We start from the raw sequence: 21,749 nt of genomic DNA on the forward strand, positions 1-21,749 counted from the left end.
CCACCCTGCCCCGCCTGTGCCTCAGGCGGGGGTTTCCGTCTGGAACGCATCGGGCTCCAACTCCTCCCAGAAGGCAAAAATGGCGTTGGCGTTCAAACCTGATCGCCACCCATGTTGCCGGAAGTTCTCTCGGTCTAGCTCGTCCGACAAAGTCGACATGAACAAGCGTTTGTCGGCATCCCGTTGAGTGGGGTTTCGCCGCGAAACCAGGTCTTCGACGATGGCCAGCTTGCGAGCACGCTCGGCGCGCTCCGCCACGCGCGCGGCATAGGCTTGATCTTCGCGTGCCTTCTCTTCCTCCCGCTGCTTGGCTGCGGCCAGCGCCTCGGGACTAGGCGGTTTCACGGTCTCTGCCGCGGGGGCCTTGTAGTCATCGCGCAGGGCGGCCGAAAGATACCCCAGCGTTGATTTAACGTCCCCCTGCCCGGCTACATAGTCCAGCTTCTGCTGCACATAATCCTCACCATGCTCAGAGATCCACTGACGCGCCAGCCGATCGGACACCCCTTGTTTGCGCAAGGTCTTGTAGACCGCCAGGTTGCGCACCCCATCGCTGTCGTCGATCTCAAACATTGCCTTCTGCGGGTTCGCCTTGATCAGGAACCGAATGTCGGTGACGCTGCGGCCCTTCTTGCGGAACTCGGGTTCGATCAGAATATCGGAGCTTTTGTTCACCTCAGCCACTGCGGGTTTGATGATCTTGGCATTCAGGTGTTTGAAGCTCGTGTAATAGTCACTGCCGTCCACACCCATCAATTTGCGGAACACCTCGAGCGCCCACCACCCGGTCGACCCGGTGCGCACGAATCGATAACAGTTTTCATACAAGGCCAACCCGTGCCCCGAGCTGAAATTGCGCTGGATATGCACATTGATCAACGCATAGATCTTCGGATCGTACAGCTTCTGCGCCAAGGCCGGGGAATAGGCGTACTCGCAGATCCCGCCCTTGAGCTTGGCGAAACTCAGCAACGACGACACGCCCCACTCTTGCCGCCCTTTTTCATCGAGCATGTCCCATTCGGCCACTGTCTCGGCAAGCGCTCTCAGGCTGGCGCGCAAAGTGTCGAAGTCGTTCGAGTTGTAGCCCACCATCATCGCCAGGGTGCGGGCATCAATCGTATGGGTCTGCGCCGTGGTCAGAGAGTCGTAGGCATTGAGAAGCAACACGTTGGACAGCTTGCGCTGCAACAGCGTCAGCTTGCCGCTGATATGGATCGCGGCCACATTCTTTTTCACCGTTTCCCGACGCAAAGCGCCTGAAAGGTGATCCGTGTCCAGTTGTGTATCCGGCATGATTCTGCCCGGCTGCTCGTTTCCCAAGTTTGTGACACAAAAGGTACCCGTGGATCAACCAAATTTGGGTCCCCATATGCAGGATGGAGTGAATCCCGTAGACAGGTACCTATCCGAATCGGCGACCCAGTTATCCACAGAAGCGGGCGCCAGTTGGTTCAAACTTGGAGTCGTGACCCGCGTAGGCGGCGATCAACGCACTCGGATTAGACCCTAAATAGTCCACGATAGAGCCGAACCGCGAATCGGTGCCCTTCTCCCCGGATTCGGGACCCTTTGATCCTGTATACAGGTCCCTTTTAACCCGAAGCCAGGAACCCTTGATCCTGTATCCGGGTGCCGATGCGACCACAAATATATGATTTATTTATGTTTTATGTCGTCAAAGAATCTAAAACCCTTAAAGAAAATAAACTCTTTGGTGTGCCCTTTTCTGAGAATAAATGCCGGTTTCGTCGCGAAACCGAACTCTTCGGCATTCTTCTGTGGAAAACTGCTCTTTCGAGGATAGCGCAGAAGGAAAATGTTCGGTACATTTCCTGATATACGCCGGAAAGGCGAACATTATTCGAGGCATCGACAGTGACAAAATCTAAACAACCTGCTCTACCGCCGTACTTCAACCTGGATCCGGCCAAGGCTGCATCAAAGTTACCCGATCCTATCGGGACATCACGATTCGCAAAAGCTGCAACCTTCTGTGCCAAAGGGCGCGAAGATCTAGCCCGCCGCGGGTATGCGCCCGATGGCGAAAAGCGCCTCCGCCGGTTTTCGATTTGGGAGATTACCAAATACCTGATCCCGGTGGCTCCGGCCCACCTGCGCCGCGTCCTCAAGGCAAATCCTGACCTCCCGCAAGGCGAAGGCGAAGCAGGATCGAAATGGTTCACCCTCGAAGAAGTTCTGACCTTGAGGCGCCATTTCGCGGCCGAAGGTGTAAGCACCAAGGAATACCTGCCCTACCGGCCGGAAAATCTGCCGGCAAAAGTTGTTGCCGTTGCCAATTTCAAAGGTGGCGTGGGCAAGACGTCCACCGCTGCTCATCTTGCAATGTCGGCCGCGTTGGACGGTTATAAAGTGCTGGTGATTGATCTTGATAGCCAGGGATCCATGACGTCGATCCTGGGTGGTCGCGTCGCGGATGAATGGCAGACAGTCTTCCCCTTGATCGCAAAAGACTATGCGCGCGCGGTTCAGGAAGAGAACAGGGTCCGCGCCGCTGCCGGTCAACCCGAAATCCCATTGGATGAAACTCTGCAAGAGGCACTGAGAACCCAACCTCAAGATGTCATCCAGAAGACCCATTGGCCCAACATTGATCTCATTGGTGCTCAACTGAACCTCTATTGGGCTGAATTTCAGATCCCGGTCTGGCGGATGGGCCTTCGCAGTTGGCCGCTGTGGGACGGGCTCACCAACTTCTTGCAGGACGAGGCCGTATTGAATGATTACGACATCGTGTTCCTCGATACTCCTCCTGCACTTGGGTACCTAACGATCAATGCGCTGGCCGCAGCGGATATTTTGCTGGTGCCGCTCGGAGCTTCATTCCTGGAATTTGATTCCACCGGGCGCTTCTTCGACATGCTCTACACCACGTTCGCCAGTATCGAGGATGGCGAGAACGCGGCACAAAGGGCAGCTGGCTTGCCCGAACTCAAGTTCGAATGGGATGTCGTGCGCGCGATCATCACCCGGTTCGACGCCAGTCAGCAGACGGACATGGCCAACGTGATACAGGCGTATTTCGGTGATTTCATGAACGCCTATCGGCAGGATTACACCGCTTTGGTAGGGCAGGCCGGAGAACAGGTGAACGGAATCTACGAAGCGGACTACCGTGACTTTAACCGCGACACCTATGTCCGGGGGCGAGAGACCTTCGACCGGACCTACGCGGAATTCAAAGAAGTGCTGATCGGGTGTTGGTGGCGCGACGCCCAGATGGGAGGACAGGCAGATGGCTAAACGCAGAAGACTGACGGCGCCGGATGCGGCGGAGCTTGAACAACTCGAGGCTGGTTTCGCCGCGAAACCCTCGATCAGTCCGTTCGAGGCCAACCCGTCAACTCCGCCAATCGCGCAGGTCGCGGCCGAGGCCGCGACGCTGAATGGCATGGCAGCAGTGACCGACCGTGCAACCCTTGCAAAAGACCAAGGCGACGCTGCGCGTTGGCGGGATGCCCAGGACGCCGGTCTGGTCGCAGAGATGGTGCCCATAGATCAGATCGATGCCGATTTCTTGCGGCGCGACCGCATGGTCGATGACGAAGAGGCAATGACCGAACTGCTGGAATCTCTGCGCTCCAACGGGCTGCGGACGCCGATCGAGGTGACCAAAACCGGGGATGGCTATGGTCTGATTTCGGGCTATCGCCGGTTGGACGCCTTCCGCCGCTTGGCCGGTGGTGACCCAAAATTCGCCGAAATTCCTGCGTTCGTGCGCCAGGCTGGTGCAGGGCAGGGAGCGTATGTTTCGATGGTCGAGGAGAACGAACTTCGATCAAACCTCAGCCCGTATGAACGTGGGCGCATCGCTGTCCTCGCTGTTGGGCAGGGTGTGTTCCCGTCGACCGAAGCCGCCGTCGATGTTCTGTTCGCCGCAGCCTCCAAGGCCAAAAGGTCCAAGGTCCGCAGCTTTGCCGTGGTTCACGAAGCCTTGGGCGACTTACTGCAGTACCCGGTTGCGTTGTCGGAAAAGGCAGGTCTCAGGATTGCCGCGGCTATCCGGGATGGCGCGCAGGCCAAGCTGAGGGAGGCCTTGTCCCTGGGTGAGGCCACGGACCCGAAATCGGAACTGGCCGTGATAGAGGCTGCGTTGAAAGACGCGCCCGCACCGACTCAGGAAAAGCCGCGTGGGGGCCGCCCGAAACAGATTCAACGGCTGCCTATTCAGACGCTGCCCAAAGGCGGAGAATTGCGAGCAGAGGTATCAGCGGGCGAATTGCGGATACATCTTCGCGGCCGGACTCTGAGCGTAGACGAAGCCGCGCGGTTGTTGGAACGGCTAGTTGAGCATTTGGGCTGACCATTTTTAACCATTGGTTTGGCCTGTGCTTCCACCGGCCAAACCTTCCTGTAAACAGGTACCTTTCCGCCACTTCCCCTGTAGTATGCAAAAAGGCATAATTATGATCATTATGACGGACGCTCGGTTTGTTTCCAATACGCCGGCGTTTGACCATTTTGACGCCGAATCGCCACCGCTATGAGTAGCGGAGAGACAGACTGAAACTTGGGTAGTGTGAACGTCGGCTGGGCCAATTCTGGCTGGATGCGTTCTTGATTGAATCCCGCTTGGCCCGAAGGTGCATTTTGCCAGCCAGTAGACGCAAATTCCGACTTGGGATAGGTTCGTGTTGGGGCAACAATGCGGGCGTTCCGCCTTGCATTGGCAATTAATACGCAACGCGCTGACTATAAGGGCCGGCATACGGTCGGACATATTTTAGCTTCGTCAGAAACCAGGTCCCTCTGACCGACGCCGATTGAACAAAAGGCAGAACACATTGAAGTAATTTCGACCGAGGACTGAAGATGGCTGACATCAGGGCGTGGTTGGAGAGGTTTTCCCTTGAGAAGTACCATGATGTGTTCGCCTCGAACGCGATCGAATTGGATGTTCTTGCCACCCTCACTGAAAATGACCTGGTCGAGCTTGGACTGAACCTCGGGGATCGGAAACGTATGATGCGGGCGATCGAGGCGCTTCGCTCGGATCAAGGTGGCGTATCACATGCCGAGAATGCTCTCACGTCATCGCAAATTGGGCCTCACGCGCCTCAACCCACGGCATTGGAAGGTGTCCCCGAGCGCCGGTATCTGACTTTGGTCTTTATCGATCTCGTTGGATCGACTGAATTGTCCAGTCATCTGGATCTTGAGGAGTACCGCTCCGTTCTGCACGACTATCAAGCCCTTTGTTTTGATGTCGTGACCCGACACCAGGGGCACATTGCCCAATTCATCGGAGATGGAGTGGTTGCTTATTTCGGTTACCCGACAGTCGAAGAGAACGATGCGGAAAGGGCCGTTGCCGCCGGACTGGAAATCTGTGGCTCCATTGGTCGTATCAAACACGGCAAGGGTGAGGTCATCGGGGTTCGGGTCGGGATTTCTTCCGGGGAAGCCGTGGTCGACAATCACTCGACTTTGGGAGGTCTGGTGGTCGGTGAGGTGCCGAATTTGGCGGCCCGTATCCAGGAACTGGCGGACCCTGGGACGGTCGCCATCAGCGAGCACACCAAGCTGCTGATCGGCAGCAACTTTCGCTGCGAGTGGAAGGGAAAACAAAGCCTCAAGGGGTTTGAGAACCCGATCGGCATCTGGAAAGTTCTGAGTGCGGAAGAGCCGATGCTGCGGTTTCAGGCGCGTCCCGGGGTTCAAGGCTCGCCCTTCGTCAACCGGGTCGATGAGATCGCGACGATCAAGAAGCATTGGCAGGCCACACTGAACGGGGCAGGGCAGGCGGTTATGGTTTCCGGTGAGGCCGGCATCGGAAAATCGCGTCTTGTCGAAGAAGCGACCCGCGGATTCGAAGAGAAACAATATCTGCGGCTTGGCTTCCAATGCTCGCCCAACCACGAGCGAAGTGCCCATTTCCCGGTGCTCAGCTGGATCAGCCACATGGCCGATTTCCGCAGAACCGACACCGACCAGCGGAAGCTACGCAAACTCAGGCAACTGTTTCAGGAGTGGTCGGAGGTTCCGGAAGACTACCTTCCTCTGTTTGCCTATGCCATGTCCTTGCCGGTGGAGGCCGAGGAAGACCTGCTGAAACTGCCCTTTGACCGGCTCAAGCAACAGTTTCAGGATGCCATGGTGCAGACCGTTGCTGCGCTGGCGCGGCATCGACCGGTTCTGTTGCTGTTTGAAGACCTGCATTGGATCGATCCGTCGACAGAGGAAATCATCGCTTTGTTGATCGAGCGCTTCAGGTCCATGCCCGTCATGATCATGTGCACGTTCCGCCCGTCCTACCATCCACCGTGGGAAGGCCGGGATGGAGTGGTCCCACTGACTATTTCCCGCCTTGACCGGGACCACGTCCACCAGATGCTGGATGCGCTTTTGCGGTCCAAACAAGTGACACAGACCATGAAGGACCGGATCGCGAACAGGACGGATGGCGTCCCTCTGTTTGCGGAAGAGATGGCACGAATGATCCAAGGTGGGTTCTTTGACCAGACCGACGCGTCCGCAATGCAGATGCAACAGGCACTGCCATCGACGCTCAAGGAACTCTTCTGGGCCATGTTTGACCGGCTGAGCACGGCCCGCGATATAGTGCCGGTCTGCGCCGCGATTGATCGCAACATCCTGCCTGCGATGGTCAGTTCGGTCAGCGGTCATTCGTACGAGGCAACTCTGCGCATGTTGGACGAGTTGGTCGAGGCGCAAATATTGGTGCGCCGCGGGGTCAGTATGGGAGGCACCCATGCGTTCCGCCACGCTTTGATACGTGACGCGGCCTATGACCTGATGTTGCCCAGTCGGGCGCGGGCGGTCCACAGCCGGATCGCCGAGGTGCTGGACACTTCGTTCAGTGATCTGGTGGGTCAGAACCCGGAATTGCTGGCGCAGCATTATGCCCGCGCGGACATGCCCAAACAGGCTCGGGACGCGTGGCGCCGGGCGGCAGTCATCTCGGGCGAGCGATTTGCCAACGAAGAGACCATCCACCATCTTGATGAAGCCTTGACGGAGAACGACAAAATCGCCCCAAGCCCCGAACGGGATCGAGAAGAGATTTCGCTGCGCAAGATGCTGAACGTGGCCCTCAGTACCAGGGCGTTCGGGTCGAAAGAGGTTTTGGCCAATCTGGACCGGTTCCGCCACCTGCTTGACCGTTCTTCAGCCAGTGTGACGGATGCGTTTCTGGCCGTGCATGTGCAGTTCGGTGCTCAGTTGACCCTGGGCGATCCGATGGGCGCGTTGGCTTTGTGTGACTATCTGGAGGAGGTCGCACGGCGCGCGGAAAACCCAACGATGGAGGCGCTCGCGGCGCACAATATCGGCATGAGCAACTTCATGCTTGGGCGTCTCGAAGTCGCAATCTCTGCTTTCGATCGTGCGATTGCGTTGCGCGGGGCAACCGGCCCGGACGATCTGCTGAATTATCACGAGGCAGACATATACTTGGTTGATCTGGCGATGAGGTGCTGGGCCGTGGCGCTGCAAAGCGGAGACGGCGAAACGTTTCGCGCCGAGCTAGCGGAACTGGCTGAGCGGATCAGTCGTGAACCACACGATTTCACCCGGTGCTACGGGCTGAACATCCTGGCGACCATCTATCAGATATTGGGCGACACAGGGTCATTGCTGGATATGGTCAACCGCGCGCTCGAGATCAGTGGGCAGCGGGAGTTCCACTACTGGGATGCCTGGGGCCGCATCCTGCACGGCTGGGCGCGGGCATCAGAAGGTCACCCTGCCGAGGGGATCGCCGAGATCTCGGCCGGTATCGACGCCTATGTTGATACAGGTTCAACTCAGATCGTTCTCTACGCTCAGACCTTGCTCGCAGACGCGCACTTGATGGCTGGAGAGATTGCTGAAGGCTTGAAGGTGATCGAACTTGTGCGAGCGGGTGAGAAATCCTGGAGTGTCCGGTATCAGCTCCCGTTCACCGACCGGGTCGAGGCGGCCTTGCGCAATGCGCAGTCCGAAGTCGCAATGAAGTGAGCCACCCGGTCGACGCACTTTTCGTGCCAAGTTTTTGGTCTGGACATAACTTCAGCCGAACTGCCGAAAGGTGCGATTATTGAAACATATACGAAAATTTGATAGTGTTTGATGGCATTGTTTCGATTTTTAGATCAAAAAACTGGGGATAATCATGTTCAGACTTAAGGCTTTAGGCGTTTCAATTCTTGGCGCAGCAATGGCGCTTGCAACCCACGGACCAGCAACCGCACAGGAGATTTTGTCTGAAGACGGAACCGTGAAATTTGAAGATGGGATACCGCAGTACTCCGGCGGCACCGAGTTGTTTACCTTTCAGTATCATCAAATCGTCGATGAAAATGACCCTGAGAACCTGCTATTTTCAGCTGACCGTCAGTTGGTTTCCTTGGATCCCGTTGAACTTTTCCGTGAATACGGAGATTCCACGCGGGTTTTGGAGGCCCCCGGAATGTCGGCGCTTATGGCGCAGTCCCTGGAAGGCGGTTTTGCGTCGTCCTTTTCGGACATGGTTCTGACGGAACTTGCGGTGCTGCAGAAAAATTGTGTCGTCAACGGCGCTCCGATCCAAAGTGCCACCATCAAGCCGGTTTACAGCGTTCTGAGGCTTCACACGAACCCGATTAGAACAAACGCCGTGCTGAACATTTTTTCGTACAAATTGCTGGAATGCAGTGAAGACGGAGTTGATATTTCCATCCCGCTCAAGCGCCGGTGGGTCATCTCGATTGGGTCCGGGTTGGAACAGGGGCCGATCGACAAGACAATCGGTGGGGTCCAGATGACCTACAAGATGTTCGCGCAGGGTAAATCGATCAAGCTGATGGCTTATTACTCCAATCTGACACTGCATGGCGAAAGATGGGGACCGAATATGCGTCTAATTTCCGGGTTTGACCAACTCGGCAATGTCGACCCCAGAAACAAGTACTACACTCCGAAGGCCGCAAGTTGCCTTGATATCGACTTCAAGAACAAGCCGCCGAATGACGTTGACGTTTGGTCCGTTGCGCCCAGTGACATGAGGTTCTGCGCCCGTGGGTGCATCCCCGGAGATGTGAGCGCCACCAAGTAAGGCTGCTTCTGTTCAGGTTTGACCAAACCGCAGACCCTGCGCCCGCGACATTTGTCGATTGATCGAGGCGCGGGGTTTCCCAAAGATTACCTCCTTCCGCGATCAGGCGGGCACACCCTGATCGGAGATCGAGACATTTTCGAGCATGGCGCCTGTTTGCCAAGACAGGTCGATCGGGATGCCGCCACGTGGATACCAGTACCCTCTAATCCACAACCATCGTTGCGTCAGGAACCTGACCCGGCGCCGGGCGATGGAAACGGAGCAGTCCTCTCGGAAGGCGCCGTCGTTTCGGAAAGACCCCACGGAGAGCTTCAAAGACTTCGACCTGACAAGCCAGCCTCCCGGAATACAATCGATCACCAGATGAGCAAAGTCAGCCTGGCCCTTCATCGGGCAGAGCGAAGTGAATTCGGGCGCGGTGAATCTCACGCACTATTCGACATCGGCTTGTGGAATCTGAACCTTTGTTTTGCAACTCGTTTACGCTGCAACCGGGATGTGCAGTGTTTAGCGGTGGGCAAGCTACTGCCAAGCCGATATGTTTCGTGGTCTCTGAGTTTCCTGCCGAATTTTCCACATTTGGAGGCGGCCGGCGGATCAGCGCATGACAAAAGGATCAGGAATAGGGTCGTCGCTGGTGCGCAGCCAAACGGACTTGATTTTGGTGTAGTCCAATGCAGCCTGCAGTCCGCCCTCGCGCCCATGCCCCGACAATCCATGCCCCCCAAACGGAGCGATCGGACTGACCGCGCGATAGGTGTTGACCCAGACAATGCCGGCTCGGATTGACCGAACCATCCGATGCGCCCGCGTGAGGTTTTGCGTGAACACGCCCGAGGCCAGCCCAAACCGGGTATCGTTTGCGATCGCGATGGCCTCATCCTCGGTTTCGAAGGAAACGACCGACAGGACGGGGCCGAAGAATTCGTGCGTCATGCAATCAGCATCGCGCGCCCGACTGCAATCCAGAATGGTCGGTGGAAAGTAGAATCCCGCGCGATCAAGTGGCTGGCCGCCAGTAATCAATTGTGCGCCTTGGGCCTGCGACCGGGTGACAAGTTCGGCGGCCCATTTCTGCTGTCGCTTCGTGCACAGGGGCCCGACTTCGGTCGCCATGTCATCCGGTGCGCCGATCACGACCGCTTCGGCCTTTTGCCGCAGACTGTCCAGGACCGCGTCCTTGATCGATGCCTGAACCACAAGCCGCGACCCGGCAACGCAGCTTTGACCCGACGCTGCGAAAATCCCGGAGACCTGAGCGTTGACCGCACTGTCCAGATCCGCATCCTCGAACACAATGAAGGGCGACTTTCCACCCAACTCCAAAGAGGTCGACGCCAGGTTCTCTGCCGAGTTTCGCACGATATGCCGAGCCGTTTCCGGCCCGCCGGTAAAGGCGACATGGGCAATTCTTTCGTGCCGAGTCAAGGCAGCGCCGACATCGGGCCCGCCCGTCAGGACATTCAGAACGCCTTCCGGAAATCCGGCCTTGTGAAAAATCCGTGCGAATTCCAGCATTGGGGCAGGGGCCTCTTCCGAGGCCTTCAGCACCACTGTGCAACCGGCCGCCAGGGCCGGGCCGATTTTGACCGCCGACAGGAACAGTTGCGAATTCCAGGGCACGATCGCAGCGACAACCCCCACGGGTTCTCGCCGCAGCCAAACTTCCATATCTGGTTTGTCGATGGGCAGGTGGGCGCCTTCGATCTTGTCCGCGAGGCCCGCGTAGTAACGATAGTAGTCCGCGACATAGGCAATCTGCGCCGAGGTTTCGCGGATGATTTTACCCGTATCGCGGGTTTCCAGTTCGGCCAGTCTGGGCGCGTTTTTGGCGATCAGATCTGCCAACCGGTATAGCAGTTTGCCCCGCGCAGTTGCGGTCAATGACGCCCATGCCAGGGAATTGAAGGCTTTGTCCGCAGCCTTCACGGCCTCGTCCATATCGGCCGGGCTGGCGGCGGGCATCTGCGCCCAAGCCTCACCTGTGGATGGGTCGACACTTTCGAACCAGGTGTCGCCATCGCGGAAAGTGCCGCCGATATAGTTCTGAAACCGTTGCATCCAGAATTCCCCTATTGAAAGGCCGGCATCACATCCTTGATGAAACGCTCCAACGAGGCCTTTTTGCGTTCAAACGGCATGCTGGAGTCGATCCAGAATGAATACTCGTCATACCCCAGTTCCTCGCATCTCCGAAGCCGGTCGATCACGGTATCGGCTGTTCCGATGACAAGGTCCCGCTCCATGTTCTGGGGCGAATAGAACGGATGCTCGGCGATTTCGGCATCACTCAGCGGGGCAATCAGCCCCTGGGTAACGTCACGCTTGTTCATGAACCATGCGCCGAAATAGCAGTAGAACCGGTTCAACTCGATGGCGGCCTGTTTCACGTCGTTCTGATCTTCGGCCACGTAAGTGTGGCGCAGCAACATGATCTTGGGGCGCGGCATGTCAGGAAACTTTGCGCAGGCGGCATTGAACTTGGCCATCAGGTCGATGACTTCGTCGTCGCCGTTCCACAATGGCGTGACCTGTACGTTGCACCCGGAGCGTACGGCGAATTCGTGGCTGTTGGGGTCGCGTGCGGCCACCCAGATGGGCGGCCCACCAGGTTGCAAGGGCAGGGGCGACGAGGTGGTCTTGGGAAATTGGTGGAATTCGCCGTCATGGGCGTAATCTCCCTGCCAGAGCTGTTTCACGGCAGGGATGAGTTCGCGCATGCGCTGCCCGGCTTCCCACGCATCCATGCCAGGCATCATCCGTTCGTATTCGTAACTGTAGGCACCGCGGGCAATGCCCAGATCCATCCGTCCGTCGGTGATGATGTCCGTCATCGCGGCCTCACCGGCCAAACGGATCGGATGCCAGAACGGCGCGATCACGGTGCCGGTGCCCAGCCGGACATTCCGGGTGTGCCGAGCCACGTCAATCAGGCTGAGAAACGGGTTGGGTGCGATTGTAAAATTCATCCCGTGGTGTTCGCCCGTCCAGACGGCATGCATCCCGCCGTCGTCGGCGATTTTGCACAGTTGGATGAACTCGTCATACAACTGCTTCTGGTCCTGCTCTGGCGAAATCCGCTCCATATGCGCAAACAGCGAGAACTTCATTTCAACTCCCCCGAACCAACGGTTTGACCCGTCCGCTGGTTTCATCTCCGTAGTATATGCCGAAATTGCCCATGCGGCTTTCCCGGGCGAAACGTTCCAGCATCGTACAGATCGCCGGGTCCGCGACATCCATCAGCGTCGACTCGACGATCTGCGTAAAAGCCCCTTTGGCTGGGGTGCCGTCCTCGGCTTGGCAAAGGAACGAGATATGCTGTCGTCGCGACTTGTCCTGGTAGACCGAATAGATAAAGCCCGGTTCTGCCTTGATCCCACATTCCGCGATCAACTGGGCTAATGCAGTATCGGCGCCGTTCTCCATGTCCTCGGTTGCCGGAATGGTCAGCCCGCCGTTGCCATCGTCCAGCAGAAGGATCTGGCCGTCCCGCTCGATCAACGCGGAAACCACGACGCCCGCGCGACGGTTGAGCGCCAGGGCTTCGGCGGCAGGCGTCACATAGGCGCCGCGGGCATAGCCCAGGCCAGGTGCGATCGAGTGGTCGAAGGCCTCGACCCGACCGATCAGGATCAGGTGGTCGCCGGCTTCGACTGTCTTGAAAACCGAGCAGTCAAACCAGGCTGAAACCCCGTCAAGGATTGGTGCGCCGTTGGGTCCAGGCTTCCAATCGACATCGGCAAACCGGTCCTGTGAAGGGCGTGCGAAGGTGTTCGAAACACTGATCTGATCCTCCGACAGGATGTTGACGGCGAATCCGGTGGCTTCAGAGAATGTGTTGAAATTGCTGGATGTATTGGCAAGACAGACCGATATCAGCGGAGGGTCCAGCGAAACCGAGGAAAAGGAATTGGCGGTAAAGCCGATCGGTCGGCCGGATTCGTCATGGGTCGTGACCACCGTGACACCGGTGAGAAAGGTTCCGAACGCGCTGCGCAGGGCGCGAGGGTCGAAATCGGTCATACGGGCGACCTTTCGTGCGTTGGGGTCTTCAGCCACAAAACCAGGGCCGCGTTGACAGTCTTTGGATCAGTGAGGTTCACCATGTGCCGATGACCCTCGACGACAACCGCCTGCCCCTTGGCGGCCGCGGCGATGGCGCGGGTCATGTCGGGTGTGGAATTCGGATCCTCAGCACCCGTCAACGCCAGCAAAGGGCAAGAGATCTGAGGGTAGCGATCAGCGTAGACCATGTCGCCCCGGGCAAAGGCATCGTAGGCCGCCGAATAGCCGTTTATGTCGACCGCGGCCAACCATGCCGCGACCCTATCCCGAGCGGTGCGGTCGGCCGGACTGTTTGCAAACCAGCGCTGTAGCGGGGTTTCCAGATCAAAGGTTCCGGCGCTGATCAAACCCGCGCGCGCCAGCACAGAGTCCCTGGCCTGGTCGTCCCGACGAAACACTCCGTTCAGCAAGGCGACGCGCCGGACCCGATCGGGATGTTCGACCGCAAACCCGCCGGCAATCAGTGCGCCCATCGAATGACCAACAAGGTTCACGCGATCCAGGTTCAAAGCGTCCAGCGCCGCCTGCAGCCACTCCACAAATGCTGGTAACTGTGCCCCCACAGCGATCGGGTCGGATTGGCCATGCCCTGGCAGATCCAGTGCGTAGACCGCGTGCAAGTCGGACAAGGCATCGATCTGCGGCGCCCAGGCCTCCGACTGCATACCGACCCCGTGCAACAGGACCAGAGGTTCGCCATCGGGGGGGCCGGCAAAGCGCAAGCCAAGACGCCCGAATGGTTCAGACAGCTGCCGGATTGTCGACGTCATGTCCCAAATCCTTCAGATCCTGATAACGATCTCCGATGCGGTGATGCGGGCGCCCTCCGATCGAGGCGCCCAAACCGATCATGATCTCATCCGGGGCCGGAGCGTCGGCGACCTGCAGGTGGATGGTCAGATAGTGGCTGCGCCGCCCACCATCATTCTTGTCCATCAGGGGAATTTGCATGGCCGCATTCGCCGGTCCGCGCGTGTTGGTGAAGGCAAGGTAGGATTTTGCGCCGACCGCCTCGCGATAGGCATTTCCGAACCTCAGGGTATGGATCAGGGCCGACCCGTGCTCGACCTCGCCATTCACTCCGACAACGGCGGCTTTGCCATAGGCTTCAACCCGGTCACCGCCGCCGGCCGCCTCGAGAATCATCTCGGTCAGCATGTGGCCCAGCCCCGGAGCACAATCGTGTATCTCTGGATGCAGGTCTTCGACAAAGCCGCGACCGGCCCAGGGGTTGGTCACAACGGCGACCGCCGCGATCAAGGTCAAAGGGCGCTCGGCGGCTTTGCCACCTTCGATCAGCGTGTTTTCGACATGCAGCAGTGTTTTACGGATGGTGGCGGGCATCGCAAAGGTCCTGTGATTCCGTTTCCGGCATGATGGTATACCATAAGACAGGATGTCAATCATACCTTGCTGAGGCAACGCGCGACCGGTAGATTCCCGTCCATGACAACGCCAAGACTGACCAAGATCGATCATCCTCCGGCAACCCTGCGCGACATGGTGCAGGAGCGCATGCGCGAGGCCATCATCGAAGGTGTTTTCCAGCCCGGCGAACGGCTGGTGGAACGTCCGCTATGTGATCAGCTTGGTGTCAGCAGGACAGTCATCCGGGAAACGATCCGCTATCTCGAGGCCGAGGGGCTGGTCGAAATTCTGCCCGGGCACGGGCCGATCGTGGCTTCGATCACACGGGACGAGGCACGGCAGATCTACGATATCCGCCGCATGCTGGAAACCGCGGCCGCCGAGAACTGCGCGCGCAATATCACATCAGACAGGGCCAGCAGCCTGCATGGGGCGCTGGAGCGGCTCAAGCAGGGATTCGTGGACAAGACGCCGGGCTCGATCTTCCGAGCCACTTCCGATTTCTACTCAGAGATTTTCGAGGGAGCAGGGCATCATGTGGCCTGGGATGTGGTCCAGCGCCTGAATGGTCGGATCAGCCGGTTGCGGATGATGACCTTGACGGCAACAGAACGCGACCGCCCCGGGATCGAACATATGGAGGCCATCTGTTCTGCGATTCAGTCCGGCGACCCCTCCGCCGCGCGCCGAGCCGTCGAACGGCATCTGGACGATGCGGCGTCGGTTGCCGAGACCCTGTTCGATGCAGAAGAGGGCTTGGGCAAAGCCGCACACTGCTAGATCCTGCACCGGTCAGGTTTGGTCGCCCAGATACGTCGTCAGGGCCTGGCGCGCTCCCTGATCCCAGATCACCCTGAGCCACCGGTCAAACGCGTCGCGAAACGCGCCGGATTGTGACAGGTCCTGATAGTACTGGGTCTGCTCAAGCCAGGTGGTCGGGTTGTCGCGGGCCGCGTTGGCCGAGGTGACCAGATCGGACCAGTTGGGATCGTTGGGTTCGATAATACTTCCATCCTCGCGAGCGCCGGCACACATGCGGGCCCACAGCGCCTCGACCAGGGCCAGCCCGTTGATCGGCGCGCCGGCAGCCAACGCATCATAGACTGTGGGAAGCACAAATCCCACATGCCGGGATGATCCGTCAAAAGCAACGCGACGCGTGGTGTCGACGATGGCTGGATTGCGGAACCGCTCCTCGATCAAGGTTACGTAGTCCGCAACCGACTGATTGGGCACCGGACGCACGAAAGGCGCGATTTCTTCGACCAAAACCTTTCGGAAGAATGCTGAAACCAGTGGATCGGCCATGCAGTCTGCGATCGTATTCAGGCTCAGGATCTCGCCGACATTGGCCAGAACCTGGTGGCCCGCGTTCAAAATGCGCAGCTTCATGACCTCATAGTCATGAACGCGGTCGGTAAATGTGGCGCCGACCTTGTCCCAATCCGGCCGCCCGGCGCAGAAGGCATCCTCGATCACCCATTGGCGGAAGCTTTCATGGGTGACAGGGGCGGCGTCGTCGATCCCCAGCGCGCGCACCAGCTCCAGCTCGGTCGGGCCGGTGGCGGGCACGATGCAATCGACCATCGAATTGGGGAAAGTACATTGCTTGTCGATCCAGTCGGCCAGCTCCGGGTCCGACAGTCGCGCCAGCCCCACCACCGCCTGACGCAGAACCTGCCCGTTGCCGATCAGGTTGTCGCAGCTCAGCCCGGTCAGCGGACCGATGCCCTCATCGCGCCGCAGTCGCAGGCCCGCGACGATGGCACCGAAGGCGGTGCGCGGACGGTCGGGATTGGCGGCATCGTAGCGGATGTCAGGGTGGTCGGTGTCCAGCCCCTTGGTCATAGGGTGCACGAAATAGCCGCCCTCAGTCACGGTCAGCGAGACGATGCGGATCGCCGGGTCGGCCAGCTGCGCGATCAGCGGACCGTTGTCCTCTTGCGGGGGCAGGTAGTCGATCATCGCGCCGGTCACCTCGGCGCGGCGTTGGCCTTCGGTCAGCTCGACCAGCGTGGTCAGACAGTTCTGAGCAAGCAGCTTGCGCCGCATCTCGGCGTCATAGGCGCGCACGCCGGCACCGATGATGCCCCAATCCTGCGCCGCGCCCTGCTGCATCAGCCGGTGCAAATACCAGGCCTGATGCGCGCGATGAAAATTGCCCACTCCGATATGCACGATCCCCGGCGTCAGCGCCGCGCGATCGTATTCCGGGCGCAGAACACCTTTGGGCAACGCGCCCAGATTGGCCTGACACAACTGGACCGGTCGGGTATCCGCGGGGCGCTCCACCATCAGCTCATCCAATTTCCACCATCCACGTTGTATGTCTGAGCGACGATGTAATCGGCCTCGGACGAGGCCAGAAAGACCGCCATTCCGGTCAGGTCCTCGGCCCGGCCCATCCGGCCGAAGGGCACCGCTTCGCCCACTTCCTTCTTCTTCTGTCCCGGCGCCTTGCCCTCGTATTTGGCAAAGAAGGCATCGACGCCGTCCCAGTGCTCGCCATCCACCACGCCGGGGGCGATGGCATTCACGTTGATCCCGTGTTTGATCAGGTTCAGCCCCGCCGATTGCGTCAGGCTGATCACCGCCGCCTTGCTGGCGCAATAGACCGCCACGAGCGGCTCGCCCCGACGGCCGGCCTGGCTGGCCATGTTGATGATCTTGCCGCCGGTACCCTGCTCGATCATCTGGCGCGCGACCGCCTGCAGGGTGAACAGGGTGCCGGCGACGTTGATGTCGAACAGGCGCTGGTAATCCGCGCGGGTGATTTCCACGATCGGGGCGGCGGTGAAGATCGCGGCGTTGTTGATCAGGATGTCGATCCCGCCCATCCGCGCCACGGCGTCGGCCACGCCCGCCTCGATGCTGTCCTGCTGCGAGACATCCATTTCGACCGCAATCGCCTGCGGCCCGATCTCGCGCGCGGCCTTGCGCGCCTGCTGCACGTCGATGTCTGCCAGCGCCACCTGCGCGCCCTCGGCGGCATAGGCCTGGGCAAAGGCCAGCCCGATGCCCCGCGCCGCCCCGGTGATCAGGGCCCGTTTTCCAACCAGCCGGTTCATGCGATCCGCAGCCCCGCCGCGTCGAACCGGTGGATCTTGTCCTCCTCCGGCGTCAGATGGATCGTGTCGCCGTGGCGCAGGCCGACCTCGCCGCCGGCGCGCACGGTCATCGGCTCGGCGAAGCCGTCCACATGGACGTGAAAGAACGTGTCCGAGCCCAGATGTTCGGACACCCCGACCGTGCCCTTCCACAGGCCCTCGTTGGGCGAGGCGGCAATGTGCTCGGGGCGGACGCCGATCGTGTGGGCGCCGTGCTTTTCGGCCTCGGGGCCTTCGATGAAATTCATCTTGGGCGAGCCGATGAAGCCGGCCACGAACTTGTTGCGCGGCGCGCGGTACAGTTCGAGCGGCGAGCCCACCTGTTCGATCACGCCTGCCTGAAGGACCACGATCTTGTCGGCCATGGTCATGGCCTCGACCTGGTCATGGGTGACGTAGATCATCGTGGTTTCCAGCCGGTTGTGCAGCTCGGATATCTCCAGCCGCATGCCTACGCGCAGCGCCGCGTCCAGGTTCGACAGCGGCTCGTCGAACAGGAAGGCCGCCGGTTCGCGCACGATGGCGCGACCGATGGCGACCCGCTGGCGCTGGCCACCCGAAAGCTGGCCGGGGCGGCGGTCCAGATAGTCGGTCAGGTTCAGAACCTCGGCCGCCTGTTCGACGCGGCGGTCCTGCTCGGCCTTGTCCAGCCCGGCCATGCGCAGCGGAAAGGCGATGTTCTTGCGCACGGTCATGTGCGGATAAAGTGCGTAGGACTGGAACACCATGGCCAGGCCCCGCTTGGCCGGCGGCACCGCGGTGGCGTCCTGATCGTCGATCAGGATGCGGCCGCCGCTGACGTCCTCTAGCCCCGCGATCAGGCGCAGCAGGGTGGATTTCCCGCAGCCCGAGGGGCCCACGAACACCACGAATTCGCCGTCGTTGATTTCCAGATCCAGCGGCGGAATGACTTCCACGTCGCCAAAGCTCTTGCTGACTTTCTCAAGTACGATGCGTCCCATGTGTCTTTCCTTACTTCACGGCGCCGAAGGTCAGGCCGCGGACCAGTTGTTTCTGACTGAACCACCCAAGGATCAGGATCGGGGCGATGGCCATTGTCGATGCCGCGCTGAGCTTGGCGAAGAACAGGCCCTCTGGGCTGGAATAGCTGGCGATGAACGCGGTCAGCGGGGCCGCGTCGACGGCGGTCAGGTTCAGGGTCCAGAACGCCTCGTTCCAGGCCAGGATGAAATTCAGCAGCACGGTCGAGGCGATGCCCGGCACCGCCATCGGCGTCAGGATGTATAGGATTTCCTCTTTCAGCGTGGCGCCGTCCATGCGCGCGGCTTCCAGGATGTCGCCGGGGATTTCACGGAAATAGGTGTACAGCATCCAGACGATGATCGGCAGGTTGATCAGCATCAGAACCACCACCAGCCCGGCGCGGCTGTCCAACAGGCCCAGTTGGATGAACAACAGGTAGATCGGGTACAACACCCCCACCGCCGGCAGCATCTTGGTGGACAGCATCCACAACAGGATATCCTTGGTGCGCGCCGAGGGCACGAAAGCCATGGCCCAGGCGGCGGGCACCGCGACGATCACGCCCAGAAGGGTGGACCCGCCCGCGATGATGATCGAGTTCCACAGATACCGCATGTAGTTCGACCGCTCCTGGACCACGGCATAGTTCTCCAGCGTCCAGTCGAAGTTCAGAAAGATCGGCGGGCTGGCGATGGCCTGGGCCTCGGTCTTGAAGCTGGTCAGAATCGTCCAGAGGATCGGGAAGAAGATCAGCAGGCCGACAGCCCAGGCAAAGGCGGTGTTGATCAGCTTGCGTGGTGTGGTGACGGTGCGGGCCATGTTTTCGTCCTCCTCACGCGTCCAGGTTTTTGCCGACGATGCGCATCAGGAAGATGGCGACGATGTTGGCAAGGATGATGGCATAGACCCCGCCGGCCGAGCCCAGCCCGACATTCTGGCTTTCCAGCACGCGCTGGTAGATCAGATAGGTCAGGGTGCGGGTGCCGAAGGCGCCGCCCGTGGTCACGAAGATCTCGGCGAAGATCGACAGCAGGAAGATCGTCTGGATCAGGATGACGATCGTGATCGCGCGGCTCAGATGCGGCAGGATGATGAAAAAGAAGCGTTTCAGCGGTGGCGCACCATCCATTTCGGCGGCCTCCAGCTGTTCGCTGTCCAGCGACTGGATCGCGGTCAGCAGGATCAGGGTGGCAAAGGGCAGCCATTGCCAGGACACGATCATCACGATCGACGGCATCGACGCCTCGGACAGCCACGAGATTGGCTCGGCCCCGAAGAACCGCCACAGATGGGCAAACAGGCCGTTGACCGGGTCCATGAACATGTTCTTCCAGACCAGCGCCGAAACGGTGGGCATCACGAAGAACGGGGCGATCACCAGAATGCGCACGACGCCCTGGCCCCACATCGGCTGATCCAGCAGCAGCGCCAGCAGGATGCCCAGCACCACGGTGATGGCCAGCACACCGCCGACGATCACCAGCGTCGCCTGAACGGCGGGCCAGAAGGAACTCGAGGTCACGAACCGGACGTAGTTGTCGAACCCGACCCAACCCAGGTCACCGCCGCGCAGCGGCAGGTATTTCTTGAAGGAAAAATACAGGGTCATCGTCAGCGGAACCAGCATCCAGCCCAGCAACAGGACCACGGCGGGGGCCATCATCAGGCGTGCGACGGATCGGGAGTGTTGAGTTGCCATGACGCAAGACCTCTCTGTTCAGGCGGCTTGTTGCCTGCGAGACTAACACGGGTTGTGGAAGGGGGAGAGCGGGGGACAGAAACCTGCCCACCCGCCGGGAGGAGGCCTCAGTACCCTGCGGCTTCCATTTCTTCGGCCGTGAAGGCCTGTGCCTTGGCCAGAGCTTCGTCAACCGACTGCTGTCCGGCATAGACCGCCGAGAATTCCTGGCTCACCTGGGTGGCGATGCCCGCGAATTCGGGGATGGCGACGAACTGGATCCCGGTATACGGCGTCGGCTTGACGCAGCAGTTTTCCGGATCGGCCGCAAGGATCGACTTCAGCGTCATCTGCGCGAAAGGGATGTCCTTGTAGTTCGGGTTCTCGTACAGCGAGGTGCGCGCACCCGGCGGAACGTTGGCCCAGCCCTCGTTCTCGGCGACCAGCTCGATATAGTCTTTCGAGGTGGCCCATTCGATGAACTGCTTGGCGGCGTCCTCTTTCTGGGTACCGGCCGGAATGGCCAGGGCCCAGGCCCACAGCCAGTTGGCGCGCTTGTCAACGCCTTCCGAGTTCGGTGCCAGAGCAAATCCAACCTGATCGGCGACGGTCGAGTCGTTGGGGTTGGTCACGAAAGAAGCCGCAACGGTGGCGTCGATCCACATGCCGCATTTGCCCTGCTGGAACAGCGACAGGTTCTCGTTAAAGCCGTTGGTGGCATACCCGGCGGGGCCGGATTCGTTCATCATGTCGACGAAGAAGGTCAGCGCCTCTTTCCACTCGGGCTGATCGAACTGGGGTTTCCAGTCTTCGTCGAACCAGCGCGCGCCGAACGAGTTCGCGGTCACGGTGATGAAGGCGCCGCCCTCACCCCAGCCGGCCTTGCCGCGCAGGCAGATGCCGTTGATGTCGTTGTCCCGGTCCGTCATCGCAGCTGCCGCTTCGCGGATGAATTGCCAGGTCGGCGCCTCAGGCATCTCTAGACCGGCCTTCTCCATCAGGTCGGTGCGGTACATGATCATCGAGCTTTCGCCATAGAACGGCGCCGCGTACAGCGTGCCGTCGTGGCTGAGGCCGCCGCGCATGGCGGGCAGGATGTCGTCCACGTCATACTCGGCCGACATGCCGTCCAGCGGCACAAGCCAGCCGTTCGCGCCCCAGATCGGCGTTTCGTACATGCCGATGGTCATGATGTCGAACTGGCCGCCCTTGGTCGAGATGTCGGTGGTCACACGCTGGCGCAGAACGTTTTCTTCCAGCGTGACCCATTCCACTTCGTGGCCGGTCGCTTCGGTGAATTTGTCGGTGTATTTCTGCATCCGGATCATGTCGCCGTTGTTGACGGTGGCGATCGTGATCGTCTCGGCCGACGCGGCGCCGGCGGTCAGGGCCGCGGCACTGGCCGCCCATAGAACAGATTTCAGGTACATTCTTTCCTCCCTGGTGTCGAATTACCTGGAGGAAAGCATCGTGAATTATTTGCCGC

At 59.8% G+C, this 21,749-nt stretch carries 17 protein-coding genes and 1 pseudogene; 5 read left to right on the forward strand and 13 right to left on the reverse strand.

Translation table 11 applies throughout. The features are described from left to right. Positions 1-21: 21 nt before the first annotated feature. A complete protein-coding gene (locus K3752_RS17740; protein ID WP_170359639.1) occupies positions 22-1,296 on the reverse strand; it encodes a replication initiation protein in 1,275 nt (424 codons plus the stop codon). 582 nt (positions 1,297-1,878) lie between these two features. On the opposite strand from K3752_RS17740, the gene K3752_RS17745 reads away from it, so the two are divergent. The 4 genes from K3752_RS17745 to K3752_RS17760 all read left to right on the forward strand — a co-directional run bounded on the left by K3752_RS17745 (position 1,879) and on the right by K3752_RS17760 (position 9,055). Beyond that, positions 1,879-3,264 (forward strand): AAA family ATPase, encoded by a 1,386-nt coding sequence (locus K3752_RS17745; protein ID WP_170341760.1) that lies wholly within the window; start codon positions 1,879-1,881, stop codon positions 3,262-3,264. Further along, positions 3,257-4,324, forward strand: a complete 1,068-nt coding sequence (locus K3752_RS17750; RefSeq protein WP_260066606.1) for a ParB/RepB/Spo0J family partition protein — start codon at positions 3,257-3,259, stop codon at positions 4,322-4,324. The genes K3752_RS17745 and K3752_RS17750 overlap by 8 nt, the downstream gene beginning before the upstream one ends. Before the next feature lie 509 nt (positions 4,325-4,833). Next, positions 4,834-7,980 carry an adenylate/guanylate cyclase domain-containing protein gene (locus K3752_RS17755; RefSeq protein WP_260066607.1) on the forward strand — a complete coding sequence of 1,049 codons (3,147 nt, stop codon included), beginning with the start codon at positions 4,834-4,836 and terminating at the stop codon, positions 7,978-7,980. A 154-nt stretch (positions 7,981-8,134) separates the two neighbouring features. After that, positions 8,135-9,055, forward strand: coding sequence for a hypothetical protein (locus K3752_RS17760; protein WP_260066608.1), 921 nt, complete (start codon positions 8,135-8,137; stop codon positions 9,053-9,055). A gap of 102 nt (positions 9,056-9,157) precedes the next feature. Here the strand turns inward: K3752_RS17760 and queF are convergent. The 6 genes and pseudogenes from queF to K3752_RS17790 form a co-directional block, all read right to left on the reverse strand. Beyond that, positions 9,158-9,523: pseudogene (gene queF, locus K3752_RS17765) on the reverse strand (preQ(1) synthase); the annotation flags it as partial. 132 nt (positions 9,524-9,655) lie between these two features. After that, positions 9,656-11,119: an aldehyde dehydrogenase gene (locus tag K3752_RS17770; RefSeq protein ID WP_260066610.1), complete on the reverse strand. Its 1,464-nt coding sequence runs from the start codon at positions 11,117-11,119 to the stop codon at positions 9,656-9,658. Between the two features lie 11 nt (positions 11,120-11,130). Next, on the reverse strand, positions 11,131-12,168 hold the full coding sequence (locus tag K3752_RS17775; protein WP_260066612.1) for an LLM class flavin-dependent oxidoreductase: 1,038 nt from the start codon (positions 12,166-12,168) through the stop codon (positions 11,131-11,133). 1 nt (position 12,169) lies between these two features. Continuing rightward, positions 12,170-13,084, reverse strand: coding sequence for a flavin reductase (locus K3752_RS17780; RefSeq protein ID WP_260066613.1), 915 nt, complete (start codon positions 13,082-13,084; stop codon positions 12,170-12,172). After that, positions 13,081-13,896 (reverse strand): alpha/beta fold hydrolase, encoded by an 816-nt coding sequence (locus K3752_RS17785; protein ID WP_260066614.1) that lies wholly within the window; start codon positions 13,894-13,896, stop codon positions 13,081-13,083. The genes K3752_RS17780 and K3752_RS17785 overlap by 4 nt, the downstream gene beginning before the upstream one ends. After that, positions 13,868-14,470 (reverse strand): amino acid synthesis family protein, encoded by a 603-nt coding sequence (locus K3752_RS17790; RefSeq protein WP_170529782.1) that lies wholly within the window; start codon positions 14,468-14,470, stop codon positions 13,868-13,870. The genes K3752_RS17785 and K3752_RS17790 overlap by 29 nt, the downstream gene beginning before the upstream one ends. Before the next feature lie 102 nt (positions 14,471-14,572). On the opposite strand from K3752_RS17790, the gene K3752_RS17795 reads away from it, so the two are divergent. Next, complete coding sequence (locus K3752_RS17795) at positions 14,573-15,274, forward strand: GntR family transcriptional regulator (protein ID WP_260066615.1); 702 nt, start codon at positions 14,573-14,575, stop codon at positions 15,272-15,274. Positions 15,275-15,286: 12 nt separating this feature from the next. On the opposite strand, the gene K3752_RS17800 is transcribed toward K3752_RS17795, so the two are convergent. The 6 genes from K3752_RS17800 to K3752_RS17825 all read right to left on the reverse strand — a co-directional run bounded on the left by K3752_RS17800 (position 15,287) and on the right by K3752_RS17825 (position 21,693). Next, positions 15,287-16,789, reverse strand: a complete 1,503-nt coding sequence (locus tag K3752_RS17800) for a mannitol dehydrogenase family protein (protein ID WP_260066616.1) — start codon at positions 16,787-16,789, stop codon at positions 15,287-15,289. Continuing rightward, positions 16,789-17,562, reverse strand: a complete 774-nt coding sequence (locus K3752_RS17805) for an L-iditol 2-dehydrogenase (RefSeq protein WP_260066618.1) — start codon at positions 17,560-17,562, stop codon at positions 16,789-16,791. Before K3752_RS17805 ends, K3752_RS17800 begins: the two co-directional genes overlap by 1 nt. Next, a complete protein-coding gene (locus K3752_RS17810) occupies positions 17,559-18,563 on the reverse strand; it encodes an ABC transporter ATP-binding protein (protein WP_170589078.1) in 1,005 nt (334 codons plus the stop codon). The genes K3752_RS17805 and K3752_RS17810 overlap by 4 nt, the downstream gene beginning before the upstream one ends. Positions 18,564-18,573: 10 nt before the next feature. Then, the gene (locus tag K3752_RS17815; RefSeq protein ID WP_170341115.1) at positions 18,574-19,404 is read right to left on the reverse strand and encodes a carbohydrate ABC transporter permease; all 831 of its coding nucleotides are present in this window, start codon (positions 19,402-19,404) and stop codon (positions 18,574-18,576) included. A 13-nt stretch (positions 19,405-19,417) separates the two neighbouring features. Next, positions 19,418-20,284, reverse strand: a complete 867-nt coding sequence (locus K3752_RS17820; protein WP_149775359.1) for a carbohydrate ABC transporter permease — start codon at positions 20,282-20,284, stop codon at positions 19,418-19,420. A 107-nt stretch (positions 20,285-20,391) separates the two neighbouring features. Then, positions 20,392-21,693, reverse strand: a complete 1,302-nt coding sequence (locus K3752_RS17825) for a sugar ABC transporter substrate-binding protein (RefSeq protein WP_260066622.1) — start codon at positions 21,691-21,693, stop codon at positions 20,392-20,394. Positions 21,694-21,749: the final 56 nt, after the last annotated feature.

The sequence above is a fragment of the Ruegeria sp. B32 genome (assembly GCF_025141855.1).
GTDB classification, from domain to species: Bacteria; Pseudomonadota; Alphaproteobacteria; order Rhodobacterales; family Rhodobacteraceae; genus Ruegeria; species Ruegeria arenilitoris.

What these genes read in the sequence shown, in the direction of transcription:
- K3752_RS17780 (WP_260066613.1), bottom strand. Translation starts at nt 13,084, where the DNA reads ATGACCGATTTCGACCCTCGCGCCCTGCGCAGCGCGTTCGGAACCTTT.
- K3752_RS17785 (WP_260066614.1), bottom strand. Translation starts at nt 13,896, where the DNA reads ATGACGTCGACAATCCGGCAGCTGTCTGAACCATTCGGGCGTCTTGGC.
- K3752_RS17790 (WP_170529782.1), bottom strand. Translation starts at nt 14,470, where the DNA reads ATGCCCGCCACCATCCGTAAAACACTGCTGCATGTCGAAAACACGCTG.
- K3752_RS17750 (WP_260066606.1), top strand. Translation starts at nt 3,257, where the DNA reads ATGGCTAAACGCAGAAGACTGACGGCGCCGGATGCGGCGGAGCTTGAA.
- K3752_RS17795 (WP_260066615.1), top strand. Translation starts at nt 14,573, where the DNA reads ATGACAACGCCAAGACTGACCAAGATCGATCATCCTCCGGCAACCCTG.
- K3752_RS17800 (WP_260066616.1), bottom strand. Translation starts at nt 16,789, where the DNA reads ATGGTGGAGCGCCCCGCGGATACCCGACCGGTCCAGTTGTGTCAGGCC.
- K3752_RS17810 (WP_170589078.1), bottom strand. Translation starts at nt 18,563, where the DNA reads ATGGGACGCATCGTACTTGAGAAAGTCAGCAAGAGCTTTGGCGACGTG.
- K3752_RS17755 (WP_260066607.1), top strand. Translation starts at nt 4,834, where the DNA reads ATGGCTGACATCAGGGCGTGGTTGGAGAGGTTTTCCCTTGAGAAGTAC.
- K3752_RS17815 (WP_170341115.1), bottom strand. Translation starts at nt 19,404, where the DNA reads ATGGCCCGCACCGTCACCACACCACGCAAGCTGATCAACACCGCCTTT.
- K3752_RS17740 (WP_170359639.1), bottom strand. Translation starts at nt 1,296, where the DNA reads ATGCCGGATACACAACTGGACACGGATCACCTTTCAGGCGCTTTGCGT.
- K3752_RS17775 (WP_260066612.1), bottom strand. Translation starts at nt 12,168, where the DNA reads ATGAAGTTCTCGCTGTTTGCGCATATGGAGCGGATTTCGCCAGAGCAG.
- K3752_RS17805 (WP_260066618.1), bottom strand. Translation starts at nt 17,562, where the DNA reads ATGAACCGGCTGGTTGGAAAACGGGCCCTGATCACCGGGGCGGCGCGG.
- K3752_RS17820 (WP_149775359.1), bottom strand. Translation starts at nt 20,284, where the DNA reads ATGGCAACTCAACACTCCCGATCCGTCGCACGCCTGATGATGGCCCCC.
- K3752_RS17770 (WP_260066610.1), bottom strand. Translation starts at nt 11,119, where the DNA reads ATGCAACGGTTTCAGAACTATATCGGCGGCACTTTCCGCGATGGCGAC.
- K3752_RS17760 (WP_260066608.1), top strand. Translation starts at nt 8,135, where the DNA reads ATGTTCAGACTTAAGGCTTTAGGCGTTTCAATTCTTGGCGCAGCAATG.
- K3752_RS17825 (WP_260066622.1), bottom strand. Translation starts at nt 21,693, where the DNA reads ATGTACCTGAAATCTGTTCTATGGGCGGCCAGTGCCGCGGCCCTGACC.